23 protein-coding genes and 1 riboswitch are annotated in these 23,425 nt (G+C 48.5%); of the genes, 16 read left to right on the plus strand and 7 right to left on the minus strand.

The window, feature by feature from the left end; all coding sequences use genetic code 11:
* The first annotated feature begins 51 nt into the window (after nt 1-51).
* Nucleotides 52-1,437 carry an MATE family efflux transporter gene (locus ACOSVP_RS01150; protein WP_487345682.1) on the plus strand — a complete coding sequence of 462 codons (1,386 nt, stop codon included), beginning with the start codon at nt 52-54 and terminating at the stop codon, nt 1,435-1,437.
* Between the two features lies 1 nt (nt 1,438).
* Here ACOSVP_RS01150 and ACOSVP_RS01155 read toward each other — a convergent pair whose 3' ends face one another.
* Nucleotides 1,439-2,197: a TlyA family RNA methyltransferase gene (locus ACOSVP_RS01155; RefSeq protein WP_487345683.1), complete on the minus strand. Its 759-nt coding sequence runs from the start codon at nt 2,195-2,197 to the stop codon at nt 1,439-1,441.
* 109 nt (nt 2,198-2,306) lie between these two features.
* On the opposite strand from ACOSVP_RS01155, the gene ACOSVP_RS01160 reads away from it, so the two are divergent.
* The 4 genes from ACOSVP_RS01160 (at nt 2,307) to ACOSVP_RS01175 (ending at nt 6,662) form a co-directional block, all read left to right on the plus strand.
* Nucleotides 2,307-3,152: a sulfurtransferase gene (locus ACOSVP_RS01160; RefSeq protein WP_487345684.1), complete on the plus strand. Its 846-nt coding sequence runs from the start codon at nt 2,307-2,309 to the stop codon at nt 3,150-3,152.
* Between the two features lie 67 nt (nt 3,153-3,219).
* On the plus strand, nt 3,220-4,389 hold the full coding sequence (locus tag ACOSVP_RS01165; protein ID WP_487345685.1) for a nucleotide sugar dehydrogenase: 1,170 nt from the start codon (nt 3,220-3,222) through the stop codon (nt 4,387-4,389).
* Nucleotides 4,390-4,556: 167 nt separating this feature from the next.
* A complete protein-coding gene (locus ACOSVP_RS01170) occupies nt 4,557-5,573 on the plus strand; it encodes a glycosyltransferase family 9 protein (protein ID WP_487345686.1) in 1,017 nt (338 codons plus the stop codon).
* 6 nt (nt 5,574-5,579) lie between these two features.
* Entirely contained in the window at nt 5,580-6,662 is a 1,083-nt protein-coding gene (locus ACOSVP_RS01175; RefSeq protein WP_487345687.1) for a glycosyltransferase family 4 protein, read from the plus strand.
* Nucleotides 6,663-6,693: 31 nt separating this feature from the next.
* Here the strand turns inward: ACOSVP_RS01175 and ACOSVP_RS01180 are convergent, their stop codons facing one another.
* From ACOSVP_RS01180 to ACOSVP_RS01200, 5 genes are read right to left on the minus strand one after another with little or no spacing between them, the layout of a single operon-like run.
* Nucleotides 6,694-7,257: an acyltransferase gene (locus tag ACOSVP_RS01180; protein ID WP_487345688.1), complete on the minus strand. Its 564-nt coding sequence runs from the start codon at nt 7,255-7,257 to the stop codon at nt 6,694-6,696.
* A gap of 21 nt (nt 7,258-7,278) precedes the next feature.
* A complete protein-coding gene (locus ACOSVP_RS01185) occupies nt 7,279-8,073 on the minus strand; it encodes a glycosyltransferase family 2 protein (protein ID WP_487345689.1) in 795 nt (264 codons plus the stop codon).
* A gap of 10 nt (nt 8,074-8,083) precedes the next feature.
* Entirely contained in the window at nt 8,084-9,094 is a 1,011-nt protein-coding gene (waaF, locus tag ACOSVP_RS01190; protein ID WP_487345690.1) for a lipopolysaccharide heptosyltransferase II, read from the minus strand.
* Nucleotides 9,087-10,034 (minus strand): ADP-glyceromanno-heptose 6-epimerase, encoded by a 948-nt coding sequence (gene rfaD, locus ACOSVP_RS01195; protein ID WP_487345691.1) that lies wholly within the window; start codon nt 10,032-10,034, stop codon nt 9,087-9,089. The genes waaF and rfaD overlap by 8 nt, the downstream gene beginning before the upstream one ends.
* Nucleotides 10,035-10,053: 19 nt before the next feature.
* A complete protein-coding gene (locus ACOSVP_RS01200) occupies nt 10,054-11,205 on the minus strand; it encodes an AGE family epimerase/isomerase (protein WP_487345692.1) in 1,152 nt (383 codons plus the stop codon).
* Between the two features lie 64 nt (nt 11,206-11,269).
* On the opposite strand from ACOSVP_RS01200, the gene hldE reads away from it, so the two are divergent.
* The 7 genes from hldE to ACOSVP_RS01235 all read left to right on the plus strand — a co-directional run bounded on the left by hldE (nt 11,270) and on the right by ACOSVP_RS01235 (nt 20,099).
* On the plus strand, nt 11,270-12,697 hold the full coding sequence (gene hldE / locus ACOSVP_RS01205; protein ID WP_487345693.1) for a bifunctional D-glycero-beta-D-manno-heptose-7-phosphate kinase/D-glycero-beta-D-manno-heptose 1-phosphate adenylyltransferase HldE: 1,428 nt from the start codon (nt 11,270-11,272) through the stop codon (nt 12,695-12,697).
* The gene (gene msbA, locus ACOSVP_RS01210; protein ID WP_487345694.1) at nt 12,697-14,463 is read left to right on the plus strand and encodes a lipid A export permease/ATP-binding protein MsbA; all 1,767 of its coding nucleotides are present in this window, start codon (nt 12,697-12,699) and stop codon (nt 14,461-14,463) included. Before hldE ends, msbA begins: the two co-directional genes overlap by 1 nt.
* 4 nt (nt 14,464-14,467) lie before the next feature.
* Entirely contained in the window at nt 14,468-15,706 is a 1,239-nt protein-coding gene (locus ACOSVP_RS01215) for a 3-deoxy-D-manno-octulosonic acid transferase (protein ID WP_487345695.1), read from the plus strand.
* Between the two features lie 33 nt (nt 15,707-15,739).
* A riboswitch (TPP riboswitch) is annotated at nt 15,740-15,845 on the plus strand.
* Nucleotides 15,846-15,890: 45 nt separating this feature from the next.
* On the plus strand, nt 15,891-16,901 hold the full coding sequence (gene thiB, locus ACOSVP_RS01220) for a thiamine ABC transporter substrate binding subunit (RefSeq protein WP_487345696.1): 1,011 nt from the start codon (nt 15,891-15,893) through the stop codon (nt 16,899-16,901).
* 3 nt (nt 16,902-16,904) lie between these two features.
* Nucleotides 16,905-18,485: a thiamine/thiamine pyrophosphate ABC transporter permease gene (gene thiP / locus ACOSVP_RS01225; RefSeq protein ID WP_487345697.1), complete on the plus strand. Its 1,581-nt coding sequence runs from the start codon at nt 16,905-16,907 to the stop codon at nt 18,483-18,485.
* Nucleotides 18,472-19,176, plus strand: a complete 705-nt coding sequence (locus ACOSVP_RS01230; protein ID WP_487345698.1) for a thiamine ABC transporter ATP-binding protein — start codon at nt 18,472-18,474, stop codon at nt 19,174-19,176. Before thiP ends, ACOSVP_RS01230 begins: the two co-directional genes overlap by 14 nt.
* Nucleotides 19,177-19,241: 65 nt before the next feature.
* On the plus strand, nt 19,242-20,099 hold the full coding sequence (locus tag ACOSVP_RS01235) for a DMT family transporter (protein WP_487345699.1): 858 nt from the start codon (nt 19,242-19,244) through the stop codon (nt 20,097-20,099).
* Between the two features lie 2 nt (nt 20,100-20,101).
* On the opposite strand, the gene ACOSVP_RS01240 is transcribed toward ACOSVP_RS01235, so the two are convergent.
* Nucleotides 20,102-21,001 (minus strand): DMT family transporter, encoded by a 900-nt coding sequence (locus tag ACOSVP_RS01240; protein ID WP_487345700.1) that lies wholly within the window; start codon nt 20,999-21,001, stop codon nt 20,102-20,104.
* Between the two features lie 289 nt (nt 21,002-21,290).
* On the opposite strand from ACOSVP_RS01240, the gene rpsF reads away from it, so the two are divergent.
* Genes rpsF through rplI form a run of 4 tightly spaced genes read left to right on the plus strand, consistent with a single transcriptional unit; the run spans nt 21,291 to nt 23,306 of the window.
* Nucleotides 21,291-21,692: a 30S ribosomal protein S6 gene (gene rpsF / locus ACOSVP_RS01245; RefSeq protein WP_487345701.1), complete on the plus strand. Its 402-nt coding sequence runs from the start codon at nt 21,291-21,293 to the stop codon at nt 21,690-21,692.
* Between the two features lie 22 nt (nt 21,693-21,714).
* Nucleotides 21,715-21,945, plus strand: a complete 231-nt coding sequence (rpsR, locus tag ACOSVP_RS01250) for a 30S ribosomal protein S18 (protein ID WP_055461955.1) — start codon at nt 21,715-21,717, stop codon at nt 21,943-21,945.
* A gap of 22 nt (nt 21,946-21,967) precedes the next feature.
* On the plus strand, nt 21,968-22,828 hold the full coding sequence (locus ACOSVP_RS01255) for a hypothetical protein (RefSeq protein WP_487345702.1): 861 nt from the start codon (nt 21,968-21,970) through the stop codon (nt 22,826-22,828).
* Nucleotides 22,829-22,859: 31 nt separating this feature from the next.
* A complete protein-coding gene (gene rplI / locus ACOSVP_RS01260; RefSeq protein WP_487345703.1) occupies nt 22,860-23,306 on the plus strand; it encodes a 50S ribosomal protein L9 in 447 nt (148 codons plus the stop codon).
* Nucleotides 23,307-23,425 lie beyond the last annotated feature (119 nt).

Consider the following 23,425-nt stretch of genomic DNA (forward strand, 5'->3'; position numbering starts at 1 on the left):
TCGGCTTTTTTCTATCTGCGCAGTGCGCTCCATATTTCTTCGAGGGTCGGCATGCCGAAACAGGCAACATTGACACAGGGTTCCACCTTTAAACACGTCTCCATTATGTCGTTTACCGGCGCATTGGGATTGATGGCGATGTTCTTGGTGGATCTGGTGGATATGTTATTTTTGTCGATGCTAGGCGAACGTGAAATCCTTGCCGCCGTCGGTTTTGCCAGCACAGTATTATTCTTCACGGTTTCCATCAGTATTGCGGTATCCATTGCCGCGACCGCCTTAGTCGCTAGAGCCATTGGTGAAGGCAACTTTGAGCTTGCTAAGCGTCGTGCCACCAATGTGTTAGCCATTGGCCTGCTATTTTCCAGTGCTGTGGTCTGGTTCCTATGGCCACGTATTCCAGAAGTGCTGTACTTTTTAGGCGCCAACTTTCGCACCTTAGATTTGGCTACGGATTATCTCCAGATCCTGCTGTTAGGCATGCCAGCGGTGATGATCAGCATGATTGCCTCCGGCATTATGCGTGCTCTAGGGGATGCGCGCCGCGCCATGTATGCCACCTTGGTGTGTAGTTTGGTCAATGCGGTACTCGATCCAATTCTGATTTTTGTGTTTGGACTAGGTATTCATGGTGCCGCCATTGCTTCCTTGTTGGCGCGCTTTTCCATGGTGGCAATCAGCTATTACGGTGTGGTGAAAATGCATCGAATGTTGGGGCAATTTGATCTGGCTGAATGTGTTAAAGACTTAAAACCGATTGCCTTGATTGCAGTGCCAGCCATGCTGACCAATATGTCATCGCCGTTAGCGAATGCCATTGTTATGGAATATGCGGCGGACTTTGGTGATCATGCCGTGGCGGGGATTGCCATTGTTGGGCGTGTGATTCCGGTGGTGTTTGGTGGGTTGTTTGCCTTATCTGGCGCGGTGGGCCCCATCTTGGCGCAAAACTATGGCGCGCGTCAGTTTCAACGGATGCACAATGCTATGTCCAGTGCCGTGGTGTACGCCTTGATCTACTGTTTATTCTTATGTACTGCTTTGTATTTAGCGCAGGGCTTCTTAGTGTCCATCTTTAATGCTTCAGAAGAAACCGCCAGTCTTATTCACTTCTTTGCCACTTATGGTTCGTTCAGTTTCTTTTTCCAAAGTTTGCTATTTATTGCCATTGCGGTGTTTAACAACCTTGGTAAGCCGCTTAACAGTACCTTGCTTAACTTTGGCCGAGCGACGCTTGGAACTTGGCCGTTGATTGCTTTGTTTGGTTGGCTGATGGGCGCGGATGGAATTATCTTTGGTCAGGCGGTCGGTTCGGTGATCTTTGGTTGTATCGGCTTTGTTATGGCACGCCGTTATCTGAGGGAGCTGGAATCGAAGGAAGAGGTAGCTATTGCCGAGACCTCTTCATTGGCACAAGATGTGTGTCCGAATAGCTAATTCAGTGGCGCTGAGCAAACAGCACAAATTCTTGGTTGCCGTCGCCGCCTTTGATGGCACTTTTCTCATAGCTGATCACGTTAAAGCCAAGCTGTTCGATCAGTTGCTTCATATCGAACTCTAGCTGTTTTACTTTCTGTTGGTCGCGCACAATGCCACCTTTGCCGATGGCTTCTTTACCTAGCTCAAACTGCGGTTTGACCAAGGTAATCAAGTAACCTTGCGAGCGAATTAAAGCGGGCAGTTGCGGCAAGATTTTTGTTTGAGAGATAAAGGATACATCCATCACCGCGGCATCGAAGCCTCGTTCTGGTAAATGTTCACCGAGATCATCAGCACTTAAATGACGTGCGTTTAAGCCTTCTAAGCAGACTACATTGTCACGCTCACGTAGGCGTGCATCGAGTTGGTCGTGACCAACTTCCACGCCGACGACTTTGCTTGCACCATGTTGCAAGGCACAGTCGGTAAAACCACCGGTGGATTGGCCCACATCCAATACGGTAAAACCTTGTAGGCTTAATCCTGACGACGCCAATGCGCCTGCTAGTTTTAAGGCGCCACGGGAAACATAGCGGTCGTCTTCGTCTAGCTCTAGTTTGATTTCAATCTCTTCGTCAACTTTTAGGCTGGGCTTTGCTACCACCTGCCATTTCCCTTTATCTAGGATGGAAACTTTTCCTTGGCTAATAAAGGTTTGTGCCTGTGAGCGTGATTTACACAGTTGTTTTTCAGTCAGAAGTTGATCGATACGTTTCATAGGTCGGGCTTTCTAAAGTCAATGCGCGTGCATCATAGCAAAAGCCAGCGATTCGCAGTAGGCTATTGTCAATTGTTCGTCATTCCCTGCTGATTTAGGAGATCCCTTCATGGCTTTGCCGACGCTGATTTCTGCTGCACAACTTCATGAAATACTTGAACAAAACGATCTGGTGATTGTTGATAGCCGCTTTTACCTAACGGATTTGGCAAAGGGTCGCCAAGCCTATGAGTTAGGCCATATTCCGGGCGCTGTTTTTGTGGATCTACACCATCAATTGGCGGGCCATGAAACGGAGCAGACGGGTCGTCATCCATTACCTGAGCCTGAGGTACTAGCGGACACCTTGATGTCTTTGGGAATTGATACCAGTACACAGGTAGTTGTATACGATGATATGGGCGGCGCCATGGCGGCCCGCGCTTGGTGGATGCTGGTGCAACAGGGTATCGAAGTCTATGTGCTCGATGGCGGTTTCCCCGCATGGCAGCGCGCTGGCTACCTCATTGAAGCGGGGGAGAATAGCCCGACGCCGTCCCCGCAGCGTTTAACCATCAGTTACCCATGGTTAGTCTCTGAAGACGATGTGGTGGCAAACTTTGAAGCAGAGCGCTTCCAATTATTGGATGCTCGAGCGGCTGATCGTTTTCAAGGGGAAAATGAAACCATGGATCCGGTGGCGGGGCATATTCCTGGTGCCATGAACCGTCCTTTTATGCAAAACCTAAACGATCAGGGTTTGATGAAGGCGCCCGCTTTATTATTAGACGAATGGACCAGCCTATTACAAGACATAGAAAAACCCATGGTGTACTACTGTGGCTCCGGTGTGACCGCTTGTCATAATGTATTGGCCATGAACTACGCTGGCTTGGAAGCCAAACATGTGTATGTGGGCTCTTGGAGTCAGTGGGCTAAGCGTATGTTAAGGAAACTAGAGGAAGCTAACGTCTAGTCCGTCACAGAGTTGTTATCTTTGTGGCGCACAATAGAACAAAAGCAAGATAAGGTAAGGACGATTCATGAAAATCGCGGTTGTTGGCACGGGGTACGTGGGTATCTCGAATGCGTTGTTGTTAGCCAAGCACAATGAGGTGGTGGCGTTAGATGTGGTACCTGAGAAAGTGGCGCTACTGAATCAGGGGCTATCACCGATTCAAGATCATGAAGTAGAGCACTATCTGGCTAATGAAACACTGAATTTTCGTGCCACGCTAGACCCTGATGAAGCCTACGAAGGTGCGGAATTTATTATTATCGCCACACCCACCGATTACGACCCTGACACCAACTACTTTAACACTCAGCATGTTGAGTCCGTGATTCGAGATGTGATTAAGTTTAATCCTCGTGCGACCATGGTGATTAAATCCACCATTCCGGTAGGCTTTACTCAAGAAGCCAGTGAGCGGTTTGGCACCGATAATCTGATTTTCTCGCCGGAATTTTTGCGTGAAGGCAAAGCGTTGTACGATAACCTTTATCCTTCGCGCATCATCGTGGGAGAAAAGTCGGAACGGGCGCAAGCCTTTGCCGATCTATTGGCACAAGGGGCAGAAAAACAGGACATCGACATCTTGCTAACAGGCTCTACTGAAGCAGAGGCGATTAAACTGTTTGCCAATACCTACCTCGCTATGCGTGTCGCTTACTTTAATGAGTTGGATTCTTATGCTTCTACCCATGGTTTGGATACGCGTCAGATCATTGAGGGTGTGTGTTTGGATCCGCGTATCGGCAGCCACTATAACAATCCATCGTTTGGTTACGGCGGTTATTGTCTGCCAAAAGATACCAAACAATTATTGGCGAACTACGATCAGGTGCCGAACAATCTGATTCGCGCCATCGTTGATGCCAACGTGACCCGTAAAGACTTTATTGCCGACGAAGTGATTAAGCGCGCGCCGAAAGTGGTGGGCATTTATCGCTTAGTGATGAAGGCCGGCTCGGATAACTTCCGTGCCTCGGCTATTCAAGGGGTGATGAAGCGTATTAAAGCTAAGGGTATTGAAGTGATTGTCTATGAGCCAGTGATGGAAGAAAAAGTTTTCTTTAACTCACGTGTGCAACATGACTTGGCCGCGTTTAAGCGCGAGTCGGACGTGATCATTGCTAACCGTGTTACCGATGATTTGAGTGATGTGCTCGATAAAGTCTTCACCCGCGACTTATTTGGCTGTGATTCTTAATCCTCTCTGCAGCGGGCACACTGTTGAGTGCGGCTTTCTTAGTTTATCCCCTCTACTTGAGGGGCAATAAGCTTTAAAATAGCGCGCTAGAACAGTGTGCCTAGCATGATCTTTTCCATGGTTGGGGCGCATTTACACTTATCGATGCTCGTAATGTGGTCCTGTAAATGAAAATACTAGTCGTACGTAATGACAAGATCGGCGATTTTGTCCTTGCTTTACCTGCTTTTAAAGCTATTAAACAAGCTTTTCCTCAAGCAACCGTGGTGGCATTGGTACCGGCTTATACCATGGACATTGCCAAGGCCTGTGAATGGATTGATGAGGTGATTCTCGATCCTAAAAAGCCTGAACAGCTGAAAAGCTTTGCCAAAGAGCTACAGGCACAACAATTCGATGCGGCGATTTGTCTGTTTTCCAATACCTACAATGCCCAATTGGTGCGTAAAGCACGCATTCCTGTGCGGGTTGCTCCGGCGACCAAATGGGTTCAGTTACTTTATACGCACACTCTTAGGCAGCGCCGTTCAAAATCAGAAAAGCCTGAGTATCAGTACAACCTTGAGTTGGCGGATTACTTGATCAAGGTGTTAAAGGGGCCTGAACAAAGCACATCGCCGCATCAGTTATTGTCTTTTAGTGATGAGCAAAAAACGGCTCAGAAAGACAAGCTGACGCAAGCCTTAGGTGTCACCTTTGCGCAACGTACGTGCTTTATCCACCCGGTAACCGGCGGCTCTTCCAATACCATAACGCAAGCCCAATGGAGCAAGTTGATTGCTTTCCTTAACCAGCAAGCGCCAACGCACTTTGTGATCACCGCAGGACCAGGTGAAAGCGCGATATCAAAAGCCCTGGTCGATGCTATGGCGGGGCAGGTGGAACGTATTAGTTTGTACGATAAGAACGATGGGGTAGAGGACTTTATGCGTTCCATCGCAGTGGCGGATCTATTTATTGCTGGTTCCACGGGGCCATTGCATATCGCAGGTGCATTGGATGTGCCGACCATTGGTTTTTATCCCAAGAAACGTTCGTCGACGCCTTTGCGTTGGCAGACGCTGAACAGCACAGGACGTTGGTTGCCGTTTACGCCCAACGAGCAACAAGAGGATTTATCCCAGTTTGAAATCGAGCCGCACTTAGGGGCGATTCAGAACTGGTGCGAGACACTAGGGAAGTAAGCGACCATGAATATTCTACATATGTGTTTGTCCTATGGTTTTGGTGGCTTGGAAATGTATCCGCTACGGGTAGGCAAACAAATGCAACGCCAGGGTCATCGCGTGTTCGGTATCGCCTTTCAAGGCTCTTCAATTGATGAGGTGATGGCAAAAGAGTTTGATGGCAGTCTGGCCATCAGCAGTCGTGGTTACGGCTATCGTCATCTGCTGAGTCTCGCGAAATGGTTCAAGCAGCACCAAATTCAATACGTGCATTGTCACAAGTCTTCAGACTTAGCCTTGGCAGTATTGTTAAAGAAACTGTGTGGCTTTAAGCTGATTTACACCGACCATATGGGTGTGAAAAAGCCGAAGAAAGATGTCTTTCACCGCTTTATCTACCGCAATGTGGATCAGGTGCTCTCGATCAGTCACTTCACCTTGGCGCACAATAAACGAGCCCTGCCAGTGGCTGACCATGCGATTCAAGCGTTATGGCTTGGTACCGATATTCCAGAGCAACTAACAGACAAACTTGATCTGCAAGCAGAGCTAAAGCTGAAGCCAGAGACATCGATCATTGGCATTGTCGGTCGTTTATCGCCAGGCAAAGGGCACTATGAATTACTGCAAGCCATGCAGCAGCTGGATGAGCGTTTTCATTTGGTGATTGTTGGTGGGTTAAACGCCAAACAAGGGGGTGATGATCCTTATATTGCCAAGCTTCAGTCCTATGTTAACGACCACAAATTGGCGTCGAAAGTGACCTTCTATGGTTTCTCTTCCACCCCAGAAAAGCAGCTGTCAGGCATGGATGTGGTGGCGATTCCCTCCCATTTGGAAGCCTTTGGCTTGACGGTGATTGAAGCCATGGCGCAAGGCAAAGCCATTATCGGTGCAAACACGGGGGCAATTCCCGAGATTCTCGATAATACCGGCGTGTTGGTGGATCCAATGAATATTGAAGCGCTTGCGACGGCGATGCAGGACTTGTGTTTGGATCAAGCTAAGCGCGAATCCCTAGAGCAAGCGGCGCGTCAGCGTGCGCAGCAAGAGTTTGACCAAAAGGTGCATGTGCAGAAATTGCTAGGGGTTTATCAAGCGCTCTAGCCTTTGTTGATGACTGGGTGAGCTGAGCCGATTAAAAGGTTAGCTCATCGCGCCAAGTAACCTCGCTTGCCACCACTTTGGCGGGGGAGCCGACCGCAATTTGTTGCTCATTAATGCTCTTGGTAAGGGTAGAATTAATACCTACCACGGAACCGTTGCCAATACTCACGCCTTTTAAGATGGTAACGTTATCCGCTAACCAGACATGATTGCCAATATAAATTGACTGAGCGGGATTGATACGCTGTTGCCCACGCAAAATATCGTGACCGTCGCTGGTCATGATCTTCACATTACGAGAGAACATGCAGTCTGCACCAATAATCAGCTGCGTGTTTTTTTCTCGAGCTGACAGATAACACTCTTCACCAATAATGGTATCGCACTCGATTTTGATTAGGCAGCCTTCGCCATTGATTTCAATATGGACGCCGCGCAGATTGCAGCCCTGCGCGATTTCTAGACGGTTGTCGCGGCCTTTGATGGAAATACGGCAGCCTTTGATTTTACTCTGAGGATGGATGTCTACGGCATTATGGCTACTGACTCTTAGGGTATTAAAAAGCTTGAATTTGAGCTGTTGTAGCAATGTCATAGAGCATCCTTGGCGAAAAGGTCAGTGGGCGTCAGGGCGATCCGCTTGTTGGCGTACCCAAAGATCGGCGTATTTAACAAAAGTAGAGTGCGCTGACAGCACGGCCAATAAGAAGCCTTGCTTGCCGTCTAAAAAGCCGCGTTTGATCAGGTACATTTTTACAAAGCAGGCAAAGGCGTGCAGGCTGGCCGAGCTTAGAGAGGTGGTTTTACCACGCTTCTGCTTTTGGTCGGCGGACAGCTTGGCGTAAGACGCAGACTTAACCAAATAGTGGTGCAAGTCGTCGTAGGTGTAGTGGGTCATATCCCCCGACAGCGGCTGAGTGCTAACGCCATCTTTTAGTAGCACTTTTTCATGCACTAAATCGTCGGAGTAGCCACCTTCATTAACGCGGTACAAGCGTGTGACACGATCGGGGTACCACCCAGAGTGCGTAATAAAGCGGCCAAACACCCAACTTTTACGGTTCACGCTGAACGCGGTATTAGCAGCTTGATTACTTAAGGCCTCTAAAATGCTGGCTTTCAGCTCTGAAGTCACCACTTCATCGGCATCGATCCAAAACACATAGTCGCTGTTGACATAGGCTTGTGCGGCCTGGCGCTGTTTACCAAAACCTTCCCAGTTCTCTTTGGTATAGAAGTGGGAGGTGTATTGGCGTGCGATTTCTTCGGTTCGATCGGTGCTGCCAGAGTCCAGCAACACAATCTCATCGACCCAGTCCGCTAAGCTGTCGAGGCAGGTCTTCAGGTTTTTTTCTTCATTCTTAACAATCAGGGCCGCGGTCACCGTGGCGCGTGTTGCAGGGCTGTTCATGATGGGCGTCCTAGCGGTCCAATTGAATCGATTGAATGATTTGCTCAGGTTTCAGCTTGTTTAAACAGTCCGTGTGTTCCAGCGGACAAGTACGCTTAAAGCAAGGAGAACAATCCAAATGCAGGTTGTGAATGACTTTGTTGTCGGTCAGTGGTGGTGTGAAGGCTTCACTGGTGGAGCCGTAAATGCCGTGTACCTTGGTACCCACTGCTGCGGCCACGTGCATCAGGCCAGAGTCATTGCTGACCGCCAGCTCTGCAGCGGCCAATAAATCAATGGCATCCACCAGCTGTGTCTTACCACATAGGTTATGCGCGTGTGGACCTAAATCCTTGATGATGACGTTGCCATCGTCGATGTCTTTTGGACCGCCCAAAATCCACACTTGATAGCCTTGTCCAATCAAGCGTTCGGCTAACTCATGAAAGTGCGCCAACGGCCATTGTTTCGCTGGACCGTATTCAGCCCCCGCCATCATGGCTACCGCTGGACGAGTGCTGTCCAAACCATGGTTTTGGTATAAGGCGGCTTGATTACCTTTATCCACCGTCAGCGCTGGGTTAGGCAAATTCTGTGGTGGATAAGCCTCAGACTTATTCACACCTAATGAAACAAAGCGCTTAACGGTTTGATTGAGGATTTTTTTATCCAGCTTACGACGCTCATTCAGTAGGATGTAACGTTGCTCACCGTTATAGCCAATGCGTTTCGGCACCTTGGCAAAGAAGGGCACTAGAGCCGACTTCCATGAACGCGGCAGCACGATGGCTTGATCGTACTGCTCAGCTCGTAGCGATTGGCCCAACTTGCGACGCGTCGCGATGCCCCATTCGCCATGACCGGTTTTTAGGGTAATGGCGTTTCGTACTTCAGGCATACGCTCCAAAATAGGGCTGGACCAAGCCGGTCCAATTACATCAATGATGGCGCTTGGGTCTTGTTGTTTAACAGACTTAAACAGACTTTGCGCCATCACCATGTCGCCCACCCAAGAGGGGCCAACGATCAGATACTTAGCCACGGTTGTCTAGCCATGCCATGTAATCTTTTACACCTTGCGCTAGACCACGGAATGAGCCTTGGTAGCCTGCATCACGTAGCTTGCTAATGTCGGCTTGAGTGAAGCTTTGGTAGGCGCCTTTTAGATGTTCTGGGAATGGGATGAATTCGATCTCTCCCTTGCCGTAATGTTCGATTACGGTTTCCGCTATGGTCTTAAACGGTTCAGCATTACCAGTACCTAGGTTAAAGATGCCCGATTTCTCTGGGTTATCTAGGAACCAAAGCTTGGTGTTCACCAAGTCTTGTACGTAGATAAAGTCACGGCTTTGACCGCCCGCTTCGTAGCCATCGTAGGCACCGAACAGTTTTGGATTTTCGCCCGCTAGGACTTGGTTGCGTAGGTGGAACGCCACGCTGGCCATGCTGCCCTTATGGTTTTCACGTGGGCCGTAGACGTTAAAGTAACGGAAGCCAACGATCTGTGAATCCGCTGTTGGTAGGATCTCACGTACGTATTGGTCAAACTGGAACTTAGAGAAGGCGTACATGTTCAGTGGGTTTTCGAACTCACGAGATTCTTGGAACACTGGACCTGGGCCGTAAACCGAGGCAGAGGAAGCGTAAGAAAACGGTACGCGATGATCCATACACCACTTCAATACGGCTTTTGAGTATTGGTAGTTTACGTCCATTACATACTTGCCGTTCCATTCAGTGGTGGCAGAGCAAGCACCTTCGTGGAATACCGCGGTGGCTTGGATGTCTAGGGAGTCCGACTTGATACGATCTAGAAAATCGTACATGTCCATGTAATCGGCAATGTCTAGGTCAGAAAGGTTTAGACACTTTTTGCCGTCCGTTAAATCGTCCACAAGCAGAATGTTGCGAATACCGCGTTCGTTCAATGCTTTGATGATGTTGCTGCCGATAAAGCCGGCGCCGCCAGTTACGATATACATAGTCTAAGTCCTGTAATCTCTAAGAATCTTGCCATTTTAGCACTTCGGCTAAACCAAGAAAGATGTGATAGCCCGTGGTGCCCGGCAACGGGAAGTCTTTGCTTTGATTGTTGGCATCGAGATATTCGATCCAGCGGCCACGGTCAATAAAATAATGGTTTTCTAAAAACTCAAGTGCGTTACTAAGACGCTCTTGGCGCTCTGCGTCGGTCTGTTCTGCGACACAGCAGGCTTTTAAATATTCGGTAATTGGCCAGATACGCTTGTCGCCATCGACTACGGCAAAAGTATTGCCATCGATGCTGTTGACAATGCCACCGTTGTCCGCCATACCGTGCTCAGTGGCTACTTGCCACAGCCGCTTAGCTAGGACAAGATCTTGCTCGCGGCCAGTAATGGCATGAGTTTGATGCAGTAACCAAACCCACTCAAAGTGGTGCCCCGGCTCCACTAGATGGCCCGTTTCAGGGTCTAGGGATAAATCCGACTGGAAAAATTCACGCAGCGTATGGCTGTTAGGTTCGACGAAATACTGCTCGGCTAACTGGCAAATTTCGCTGATGCGCGCCGCATACTTTTCGTCGTGTGTGGCCTGATAGGCAGCGACAAACCCCTCTAGTAAATGCATATGCGGGTTTTGGCGACGTAAGGTGTGTTCATTGAGCGGGTAGGCTTCGTAGTAGCCGCCATTAGGGTGACGCATCTGCTGATCTAGAAATTGATCGGTCAGCTCAATGTATTCTAAGGCGCGCAGGTCTTTCGTTAACAGGTAATAATGGCTAAATGACAGCAGCACAAACGCCAAGGCGTAGGCATCGCTTTGTGTGTCAAGAATCTCCATCTCGTCGTTGCGCGAGAAAATCCAGCGACCGTCGATAAAATAAAGTTCGACAATAGCATTGAACAAAGCGTGAATATGCGCATCATAACCAGACACATAACCAAGCTTTGTTGCATGGCTAAGTGTGTAAAGTTGACGACATTGGGTCAAAAGGCGCACTCGACCAACGGGATTGTGTTGCCAATCGAGGGTTAAGCTTTCGCGGCTGTAACCTTCAATGGTGAAGCCGTGACTGACCCAGTTTGGAATCAGACCTTGGAAGATGTGGTTTGCACAGCTTTCGATGCGTTTGTGCAAGGTTTTAGGCATTTCCATGTTGATCAATTTCACATGAGTCCAAATTGAAAGTTGGTTATGATAAAATGTTTGCCCTCAAAAATCGATGAAAAGCGCCATGATATCCTCACATTTAAACTTTAAGAACAAACACATTCTAGTTGTCGGTGACGTAATGCTGGATCGCTACTGGCACGGTGGCACCTCTCGTATTTCACCCGAAGCACCGGTTCAGGTGGTGAAAGTTTCCAATGTTGAAGACCGCCCAGGTGGTGCTGCCAACGTGGCGCTAGGCCTAGCGAAGCTCGGTGTACGTGTGTCTTTAGTCGGTGTTGTCGGCAATGATGAGAATGCGGTGGCGCTGGAAAACTCGCTGACCAAATATGGCGTTGAATGCCATTTTGTCACGGCAGATAACTTGCCAACCATTACCAAACTACGTGTGATCAGCCGTCATCAACAGCTAATCCGTTTGGACTTTGAAGAGCGAGAAGATTCTTTAAGCCAAAACCAAGCGGTGGCGGATAAAGTAGCGAGCTTATTGCCTGAATCCAATGCGGTGATCTTCTCGGATTACGCCAAAGGTTGTTTGGCGGATGTGCAAAGCCTGATTCAAATGGCAAACGAAGCCAAGGTGCCGAGTTTTGTTGATCCGAAAGGGGATGATTTCTCCATTTATCAAGGTGCGACCTTGGTAAAACCGAACTTGGTGGAATTTGAGGCCATCGTGGGTAAATGTGCCAACCTAAAAGAGATTGAAGCGAAAGGCTTAGAACTGCGTCAACGCTTTGGTTGGAAAGCCTTGCTAGTAACCCGTGGTGAAGACGGTTTAGTGCTTTTAGAAGATGGCAAACCTTCGTTCTCTCTCGCGACCGCTGCCAAAGAAGTGTTCGATGTCACCGGTGCTGGCGATACGGTAGTGGCGGTGCTAACTGCAGTCTTTACTACCAGTAAACGTTTTGCCGATGCAGTGGATTACGCCAACCAAGCGGCGGGCTATGTGGTGGGTAAATTGGGTACTGCCTCAATTGATGCTGATACCCTAGAAGCCATTATGTTTGCCCGTTCTCACTCCACTAACTTTGGTGTCTTGTCACCAGAAGAACTGCAAGAGCAAATCAAGTTGGCGCAACTGAATGGTGAGAAAATAGTCTTTACCAATGGTTGTTTCGATATTTTGCACCCAGGCCATGTGACCTATATTAAACAAGCCAAAGCGCTAGGCGATCGCCTCGTCGTTGCTGTGAATACCGATGCGTCAGTCAAACGCCTAAAAGGTGAGAGCCGTCCGATCAACGATTTAACCCATCGTATGGCAGTGTTAGAAGGTATCGGTGCCATCGACTGGGTCACTTGGTTTGATGAAGATACGCCACTGGAAATTATTCAGCAATTGACCCCAGATGTGTTGGTAAAAGGTGGTGACTACACCATTGAATCCATTGTCGGTGCCGATCACGTGCTCGATCATGGTGGCGAAGTGAAAGTACTGACCTTTGTCGATGGCTACTCTACGACCAAAATTATTGAAAAGGCGAATAGCTAATGACAGCCTCTGATCAGCAAGAGCCAGTGAAGAAATCTGGGGTAAAGATCTACCTGCGTCTGCTGGGGTATATCAAACCTCAGTGGCCAGCATTTCTTGTCAGTGTGCTGGGATACATGCTGTATGGCGCCATGGAACCAGCATTGGCGGCACAGCTCAAGTACATTGTTGATGTGGTGTCGAGTGGCGCCATTGAAGAAAACCGCTTGCTGATTCCGGCGACTATCTTAGGTATTTTCTTATTACGTGGTATTGGTACCTTCTTTGGAAGCTACTTTATGGCGATCATTGCCAATAAGGTAGTGTATGACCTGCGTACCACCATGTTTGACAAGTTAGTTTTATTGCCGACCAGCTATTACAGTGAAATGCCATCTGGACGCCTGTTATCCAAACTGACTTACGATACCGAACAGGTAATTGGTGCAGTCACTTCGGCAGTGAAAACCTTGTTGCGCGAAGGGCTAACTGTGGTGGGTTTGTTGGGTTACATGCTGTACACCAACTGGAAACTGTCCCTATTATTCTTGTTGATCATTCCTTTGATCGGCTATGTGGTCTCTTACGCCTCAAAACGCTTTCGTAAGCTGAGCCAACGTATTCAAAATGCCATGGGTGGGGTGTCGGATGTGGCGTCTGAGTCCATTAAAGGCCACGAAGTGGTGAAAATCTTTGGTGGCTTTGAGTACGAGCGTGATCGTTTCCGTGAAGCGGCTGGGGATAACAAACGCAGCCAACTTAAAATGGAGCTGACCAAGGCACTGAATATTCCAGTTGTACAGTTTTTGGTGGCGATTTCCCTAGCTATTTTGATTTGGCTAGCGCTGGATCCTAACTTAAGTCAGCACATGTCAGCAGGTGATTTTGTTGCCTTTATTGGTGCCGCGGGTATGTTAAGTAAGCCTGCGCGTCAGTTGACGGATGTGAACAGTATTCTGCAAAAAGGCATTGCTGCGGCACAAAGCATTTTCGAATTCCTCGATATGGATGAAGAAGTCGACAGTGGCAAACAAGAACTGACCCACGCCAAAGGTGAAATTGAGTGGCGTAACCTAAGCTTCCAATACCCTAGCAGTGACCGGTTAATATTGGAAAATATCAACCTAGCGTTACCAGCCGGTAAAACACTGGCGCTGGTGGGGCGTTCTGGTGGCGGTAAGTCTACACTCGCCAACCTAGTGCCGCGTTTGTATGATGTTACGGACGGAAGTTTGTTGGTTGATGGCTTGGATAGTCGTGAGTACGGCCTGAAAAGTTTGCGTAGCCAAATTGCATTGGTGAACCAAAATGTGGTGCTGTTCAACGGTTCGATCCGTGAGAACATAGCTTACGGTTATTTACGTGGCACTTCGGAAGAAGAAGTGATTGCCGCAGCCAAGGCAGCCAATGCTTGGGAGTTTATTGAAAACCTTGAGCACGGTTTGGATACCATGGTTGGCGAGAACGGTGTCTTGCTATCCGGTGGTCAGCGCCAACGTATTGCCATTGCCCGCGCCATTTTGAAAAACGCGCCGATTCTGATTCTAGACGAAGCGACTTCAGCCCTGGATACAGAATCTGAACGAGCGATCCAGCAGGCATTAGATAGTTTGATGAAAGACCGCACCACGATTGCCATTGCGCACCGATTATCGACCATTGAAAACGCCGATATTATTGCCGTGGTGGATCATGGTGTGATCATTGAAGTGGGCTCACACAAAGAGTTGTTGGCGCAAAATGGTGCCTACGCTCAATTGCATCAGAAACAATTTAACGAAGAGTAAAACTATGTGGCTCTATCGTCTGTTACTTGCCTTAGCGTCGCCATTTATCGCGCGACGTATTTGGCGCTTTCACAAGTGCTATGACAATTATCGAGTGCAAGAAGCGCTTGGTAAGTGGGGGCCTGTGCAAGCAGATCTTTGGCTGCATTGCGCCTCTGTCGGTGAAGTTCTGGCGGCGAAAATACTAGTAACGCAATGGCTTGAAGCCAACCCAGGCAAACAATTACTGATCACCACAGTCACGCCTACTGGCGCGGAACAGGTGCAGAAATGGTTTGCAGATCGTGTGCAGCATCGCTATTTACCTTTAGATCACAAGATGTGTGTGCAGCGTGCTTTGAGTAAATTGAGCTGTCCGCAATTGGCGATTATTGAAACCGAGCTTTGGCCTAACCTGTTACAGACCGCCAAGGCCCAAGGTATGACCATTCAGATTATCAATGCTCGCTTAAGTGAGCGTTCCGCCAAGCGTTATCAAAAATTTGCTTTTTTTGCTCGCCCTCTCATGGCTCTGCCGGATCGCTTTTTAGCGCATGCGCCAGCGGATGCAGAGCGTTTTAAGGCGTTGGGGGCGCAAGACGTGCCGGTGGTGGGTAATATCAAATTTGATGTGATAGCGCCGGATGATCCTCAAGTCCCGGTTTGGCGTAAAGCCTTAGCTGCGAAAGGTGAGTTTATATGGATCGCGGCCAGTACCCATGAAGGGGAAGATGCGCTTATTTTGGCGGCGCACAAATCTTTAAAACGCCAGCTCTCTAATGCCAAACTGATTTTGGTGCCGCGTCATCCAGAGCGTTTTGATGAGGTGTTTGCGCAGGCGAAACAGAGTGGTTTTCGAGTTGAGCGTCGCTCCGATGGTCAGCTGGACACTTGGGCTCAGGCAGATGTGTTACTGGGGGATAGCATGGGCGAAATGATGCGTTATTTTGCCATGTCTGATGTGGCTTTCGTAGCGGGTAGCCTGATTGAGCGGGGCGGTCACAACCCAATCGAGCCTGCGATCTTAGCTAAACCTGTGATCGTGGGGGAGCATACCTTCAATTTTGCCGAGATCACTGAGTCCTTGATTCACGATCAAGGGGCGCTTCGAGTGCACTCGATTACAGAGCTGGTGGATCAGCTGCTGTATCTGAAGAATATCTATGTGCGCCAAACCATGGGCCAGAAAGCCTTGGCCAATGCTAAAGCCAATCAAGGGGCTTTGGCACGTGTATTAGACTATTTAAAGAGCAACAACAGTTAGCTATCTGTAGAGCCTCTGCTAGAATAGCGGCGAATGTATCTCATGGGGTGTGGCTTTGGCCGCTGAGAAACCATTGATGGTTAACCCATTGAACCTGAACCAGATCATGCTGGCGTAGGAATTGAGATAGCAAGCCCTTCACATCTTGCCCATCCAGTTATACGCCGCTCACTTAGGAGCGACTATGTTTTCTAATTCTTTGGCGTCTTTCAAATCTCTTGCGTTTGGTACCACCGCCTTATTGGCGACGTCTTTGGTATCTGCTGAAACCTTAACGGTTTACACCTACGATGCGTTTGCATCGGAATGGGGCCCTGGTCCAAAGATCAAAGCGAACTTTGAAGCACAATGTAACTGTGAACTGAATTTTGTGGCGCTGGATTCGTCTGTTGGTATTTTGTCACGTGCGCAACTTGAGGGTGAGGCATCAGAAGCGGATGTGTTGCTTGGCCTTGATTTAAATGTGATGGAAGCGGCGAAGCAAACGGGTTTGCTGGCGAAACACAGTGTCGATACCTCTAACGTCACCACACCAGGTGGTTGGAGTGATGAAAACTTCGTTCCGTTTGATCAAGGCTACTTTGCTTTTATCTACGACAGTGAAAAGCTTGCAACAGCGCCAACCTCCCTAAAAGACGTGGTTGAAAACCAAGACCTGAAAGTGATTTACCAAGATCCTCGTACATCAACGCCGGGGTTAGGCTTACTGCTATGGATGAAAGCTGTGTACGGTGATCAAGCGGCGGACGCATGGGCGAAATTGGCAAGTCATACGGTGACGGTGACCAAAGGCTGGTATGACGGCTACAGCCTGTTCCTAAAAGGGGAAGCGGACGTGGTACTAAGTTACACCACATCACCGGCCTACCATATCGTTGCTGAGGGCGAACATAAGTACAAAGCAGCTACTGCGAGCGAAGGTTTTTACCCACAGATCGAAGTGGCGGCTATGTTAGAAAATGCACCTCATAAAGCGTTAGCTGAACAGTTTATGCAATTTATCCTAGAGCCTGGTTTCCAAAACGTGGTGGCAACCGGTAACTGGATGTACCCAGTGATGAGCAATGTGGATCCACTGCCAGAAGCTTTTACCTCACAACCACAACCGACCAAGGTATTGACGCTAGAGGCTGAGCAAGTGGCACAGCAGCGTCAAGCTTGGATCAATGAATGGTTGGAAGCAACGACTCGATAAGCTTTGATTTTCTCCCCTTATCTACGCCCAGCTTGGCTGGGCGTTTCGCTTTATTTGGTGATCGCCGCTGCGGCTTTGGTAGCATTGCTAGAGTACGCGTCCCCTAGTTCTTGGGGGCGTTATCTCGCCGATCCTTACACATGGCGAGTGGTGCGCTTTTCCTTTACTCAAGCGAGTTTAAGTGCCTTGCTGAGTATCTTGTTGGCCATTCCCATGGCTTCTTGCCTGTTTCATCGACGTTTTATCGGTCGTCAAACACTCTTGTCTCTGTTTGCCATTTCCATTGTGGTGCCGACCATTGTCGCTATCTTGGGGATTGTGGTGGTCTATGGCCGTAATGGCTGGTTTACCTCGTTGTTCGGTACTCCGTTTCCCTTGTATGGCCTAGGTGGCATTTTATTGGCCCATGTGTTTTTCAATATGCCATTGGCGGTACGGGTGATTTTGCAGGCTTATCAATTGATTCCAGACGCCCAGTGGCGGCTTGCCAGTCAGTTAGGTTTTAGTCGTTGGCATGTGTTCCGCTTAATTGAATGGCATTATCTGAAAAAGAATCTGCCAGGCTTGTTTCTGCTGATTTTTATGTTGTGCTTTTCCGGTTTTGCCGTGGTGCTGAGTCTAGGTGGCGGGCCCCGTTCGAGCACTTTGGAAGTGGCCATTTATCAGGCGCTGCGTTTTGAATTTGATTTAAACAAAGCCAGTTACTTATCGTTATTACAGGTGGCGATTTGTTCTTTGGTGGCGTTGGCGGTGTATAAACTGGCGCCGCCGATCCGTCAGGATGTGAGCATATATCAAGGGCAACGGTTAGCCATGCGCTCCAGTGGGGTGGCCAAGGTCGTTGACTTTAGCACCCTAGCAATCGTGCTGCTTTGGGTGTTGCCGCCCTTTGTGGCGATTCTTGCTCCCGTGGTGACGGCCTTGTTTTGGCAAACCTTATGGTCGGGTGATCTATGGTGGTCGGTGTGGCACTCGCTGCGCATTGCTTTGCCATCTGGCGTTCTATCATTACTGATCGGATTAAGCCTGGCGGCGCTGGTGCGCACTTTACGCTGGCGTCAGCGTGGCGATTGGTGGGCGCAAAAGCTGGAGCAGTCTGGCAATTTAGTGTTGATGGTGCCAAGTTTGGTGCTGGCAACGGGCCTGTTTCTGCTGTTCCGTAATGCTGGTGTCAGTATTAAGCACGCCTATTGGATTGTCGTGTGGGTCAATGCTGTGATGGCGTTGCCATTTGTATTGCGTGCCATCATGCCGACCATCTATCAGCAGGAAAAACGCTTCCGTCATCTATACGCGCAAATGCATGTGGTCGGTTGGGCACGCTTTCGCTTGGAGTGGGGGCAAATTCGCTCATCCCTTGCGCAAGGTTTGGCCTATGCGGTGTTACTCAGTCTCGGGGATCTTGGGGTGGTGGCTTTATTCGGTTCCAAAGGCTTAGAAACCTTACCCATGTATTTGTATCAATTGATTGGTTCCTATCGAGTTGAGCAGGGCGCCTGCGTCGCGGTGGTGTTGATTTTATTGTGCTTAAGTTTGTTTTATTCCATCAATCGCTTCGTAGGAGGTCGCCGTGTTGTCGTTTGATTTAAGCTATCGTTGGCAAGATTTTCAGGCCAGCTATCAGGCGCAGCTAGAGCTAGGTTGCACCTCCATTTTAGGAGCCAGCGGTGGCGGTAAAAGTACCTTATTGGCGTTACTCGGTGGCTATATCGAAGGACAAGGCAGTATTCGCTTTGATGCGCAAGAGTTGCTGCCATTGGCACCTTACGATCGACCTATTACCACCTTGTTTCAAAGTGATAATTTATTTCCTCAACTCAGTGTGTGGGACAATATTGCCATTGGTTTATCACCGTCTCGCATATTGACCTCAGAGCAAAAGGAGAAGGTGCGCTGGGCGCTAGAGCAGGTTCAGTTGCAGGCCTTTGCTGCCAAGTATCCAGATCAGTTATCCGGTGGCCAAGCTCAGCGTGTGGCCATTGCCCGTGTGCTGGTGCGCGAAAAACCGATTCTGTTATTGGATGAGCCTTTCAGTGCGCTGGATCCGAAGCTGCGCTCGGATATGTTGCACCTAATTAAACAACTGACTGAGCAATACCAGTGGACCACAATTATGGTGACGCACAGCCCTTCGGACGTTCTGTTATTAGGCGGCCAAGTGTTATTGCTGGAAGAGGGCCAGGTTGTCGCACAAGCTGATGCAATAATATTGTCCGAAACACCACCGGATTCGCCGTTTAATCGCTATTTGCATATTTCACCTTCCCTTAAATAAAGCGATGATAGCGGCTTGATTCGCTGTTCTTCGTCTGCTGTTCTTCTATCCGAAAGGAAATGTCCGTGAGCGATATTTATCTGGTTAAAAAAGGCATCTACGCCACCATTGCCTACGCTTTTATTATGTCGATCACTGCGGTGGCAGCGAAGCAGGTGCAAACCCAAATCGCGGTGCCCGTTCTGGTGTTTTGGCAAAGCCTATTTTGTCTGGCGGTTTTATTCCCTCAGATGTGGGGTAAATGGCAGCGTCGCCCTTGGCATGTGATTAAGGCACACTTCTTACGCAGTCTTGGTGGTTTTGCGGGCTTCTTATTTTACTACTGGGCGTTGAATCATATCCCGCTGGTGGAGGCTTCCCTGTTGCGTTCTTGTGCGCCTTTATGTGTGCCCTTTGTGGTGCTGATTATGCATCGGGTGATGATCCCAAAAGCCCGTTGGTTGCCGCTTTTAATCGGCTTTATTGGTGTGGCGCTGGTTATTAATCCGACGCCAGAGCATTTCAATCCTTGGCATATTATCGGCTTCTTGTCGGCGGTTGGTTTGGCGTTTTCTATGGTGACGACGCGCATGCTAAGCAGTCATGTGTCTGGACAAGAGACCATGTTTGTCTACTTTGCTTTTTCCGCCCTGATGTCGTTGCCGTTAGCGTTTGGGCAAGGAGAGAGCTTGGCACTTCCTTCTGATACCTGGCTGTGGGTTTTAGTCGTGTCGATCACCCTCTATGGGGGAATGCATTTGTACACGTTGGCTTATACCTATGCCCCTGCCAGCGTGGTGTCGCCAGTGAGTTATATCGGGATTGTCTTTGCAGGCTTTTGGGGTTGGGTGATTTGGGGACACGTCCCAGATTGGCTCGCCATCTCTGGGACAGTGTTGATCTTCTCAAGCATTGTGATCAGTGCACGCTTGAATCGAAAGTAGGACTAAGCCTTGGCTTGTTCCTGCTTTACCCGTTGATTCAAAATGGTGGCAATGCCGATACCGGTAAAGATCAGCAGAATGCCGACGCCATGGAAGCTTTCGATTTGCTCACCCAAAAACAGCACTGATAAGAAAATACTAAACACCGGCAGCAGGTGCACAAAGTGACCGGCTGCCGCGGCGCCTAATTTTTGCACGCCAATGTTCCAGCAAATAAAGGCCCCGATTGAGGCAAAAATCCCCATATAAAGAATCGCTCCCCAGTTTGCTCCGCTTAGTGTGGCAATGTTGCTGCTTGAGAACAGTAAAAACAGCGGCAGCTGAATGCAGGTGCCCATCACTGCCGTCACAGCAAAGAAACTTAAAATATTCATGGCCGGACGCTTTACCAGCAACACCGAATAAATTGCCCAACTCACTGCCGCGGCAATGATCCATAAATCACCGCTGGAAATGGTCAAATGTAAAAAGGTGTCTAGGCTGCCACGACTAACAATCACAATAGCACCCACCGTGGAAATTAAAATACCGGTGTTCTGTAACGTAGAGGTTTTACTACCTAGTAGCAGACGTGCGGTAATCAGAATCATCACTGGCATAATGGAGTTCAGCAAGACGGCGTTGGTCACTGTCGTCGAGCTTAAGCCAATGTAGAGAAATAGGTTGTAGTTACAGATGCCTAGAAAAGCGAAAAATAGCAACATTGGCCAGTGTTTTTGTACCAAGCCCCAGTCGGCGATGATTTTCTTATAGGCGAAGGGCAGAATCAGTAGGCAGGCAAAGCTCCAACGGAAAAAGGAAATGGTATAAGGGTCAATACCATCCGATACCGTGACGCGTCCTAACACATAGTTGCCGGACCAAAATAAGATCGGGAGCAACAAATATACAAAAGCGGGCATAGCAAGTCCTTGCTGGTTTGATGAGCCAATTAGAATGATTATTAGAGCGACTCAACATAACCAGTAATGTTTAGACTGTCTAGATTTGCGTTACTGAACTAATCCTCCCTGTCTTTGTCAGAGACTCAGCAAGTTTCAGCGAAGCCAAAGAAAAGGTTAAATTTTATCCGCTTAGGCTTTTTAATTTTGTGAGGGCGGTATATAATTCGCGTCCCCGTAAATCATACTCCTTGTCTCACAGCTTTTTCACGGGGGAAGCGTGGAGACTAAGAACCCATAAGGAGCAATCATGCGTCATTATGAAATCGTGTTTCTGGTACACCCAGATCAAAGCGAACAAGTTCCAGCAATGGTCGAGCGTTACACTAACTTGATCACTGAAGACGGCGGTAAAGTACACCGTCTAGAAGACTGGGGCCGTCGTCAACTAGCTTACCCAATCAACAAAATCCACAAAGCGCACTACGTTCTTATGAACATTGAAGCGTCTGAAGGTGTGATGGCTGAGCTTAACGACACTTTCCGTTACAACGATGCGATCATCCGTAACCTAGTTATCCGTCGTAAAGAAGCGGTAACTGAAGTGTCTCCAATCAAAGCATCTGAAAGCCGTGAAGAGCGTCGTTCTGCTCCACAGCGTGAAGAGCAAAAATCAGAAGCTGCGGACAACGCAGAAGATTCTGCTGAATAATTGATTAATTAGGAGATACATTATGGCTCGTTTTTTCCGTCGTCGTAAATTCTGCCGTTTCAGTGCAGAAGGCGTTAAAGAGATCGATTACAAAGATCTAGACACTCTAAAAGGTTACATCACTGAAACTGGTAAAATCGTACCAAGCCGTATTACTGGCACACGTGCACGTTACCAGCGTCAGCTAGCGACTGCTATCAAACGCGCTCGCTACATCGCTTTGCTTCCTTACACTGACGGTCACTTCAATTAATAAGTGATCTAAGAAGTATCTAATGGGCGGTTTAGCTAACTGGGTAATGATAAAACGCATGAATGCTATCCTAGTGGTAGCAATCTGCAGCATCATACCTATGATGTTTTGGCTGGGCGCTGCGGTCCTCGGACTGATAGTACTTCGTAAAGGTGTAAAAGACGGAATACCCGTACTTGCTTGGGGTGGCCTACCAGCACTTGTGCTGTGGGTGATTCAAAGTGATGCGACGGCATTCATGGTGTTGATCGACACGTTTGTTTTGGCTTATGTGCTAAGAGAAAAAGTGTCTTGGGCTTGGGTGATGTTAGGGGCAAGTTTACTTGCGGTACTATCATCCCTGATCCAGCCGTTACTCATGGCGGACTTGTTGGATATGGTCGCAGACCTGATTCAGCAGATCCTAACCAATAATGAGGAAGGGGTAGCGATTCCTAGTAAGGAAGAAATTATCCAGCAGGCGGTGATCGCCATGTCTGTAGTGCAAGCGTACATTGCGGTGGCAGCGTTATTCTTAGCGCGTCGTTGGCAAGCACGCTTGTACAACCCAGGTGGTTTAAAGAAGGAGTTTCATGAATTTAGACTCCCTCTTTCGGTTGCATTGATTCTCGGTGCAATGGTGCTGGTGGGCGAAAGCCTAGGTGGTGGTTTCGAGGTGTTGTCTCGCGCTGCTGTGCCAGCATTAGTGATCCCTGGTCTCGCACTAGTTCATGGTATTCTGGCATTAAAGAAAATTGGGATGGTCGGTCTGGTTCTATTTTACTTGATTGGCATTTTGGTACTGAGCGTTTACTTCGCGAATATTTTGATCTTCCTTGCGGTGGTCGATAGCTTTGTAAACATTCGTGGACGAATGTCATCTAAACCAACCGACGTCAATTAAAAGCTAGTTAATATATTTAGAGGTGATCGAGATGGATGTGATTCTACTCGACAAAGTAGGCAAGCTAGGCGGTATCGGTGACGTTGTTGCTGTTAAACCAGGTTTTGCTCGTAACTTTTTGATTCCAAACAAAAAAGCTGTGATGGCTACTAAAGCAAACTTGTCTTCTTTCGAAGAGCGTCGCGCTGAGCTTGAAGCTCAAGCTGCTGAGCGTAAAGCTGCTGCAGAAGTACGTGCACAGTCTCTAGAAGGCAAAACTTTCACAATCACTGCTAACGCTGGTGACGAAGGTAAGCTATTCGGCTCTATCGGTACTCGTGACATCGCTGATGCGATCGTTGCAGGTGGCGTTGAAGTTGCTAAATCTGAAGTACGTCTTCCAGAAGGTGCTCTACGTAACGTAGGCGCTTACGAAGTTGACGTTCAACTACACGCTGAAGTAACTGCTACAGTTACTCTAGAAGTTGTAGCTCTATAATTTCAAACGAAATTATAGCTTCAAAGAGAGGCATTCCGCTTAGGCGGAGTGCCTTTTTTTATGTCTGTCTGACGACGAAATTCAGCATTGAAAAGCTAGGCTAGAGTGATAAGCTTTGT

This window comes from Marinomonas sp. HM11-D (genome assembly GCF_057626615.1).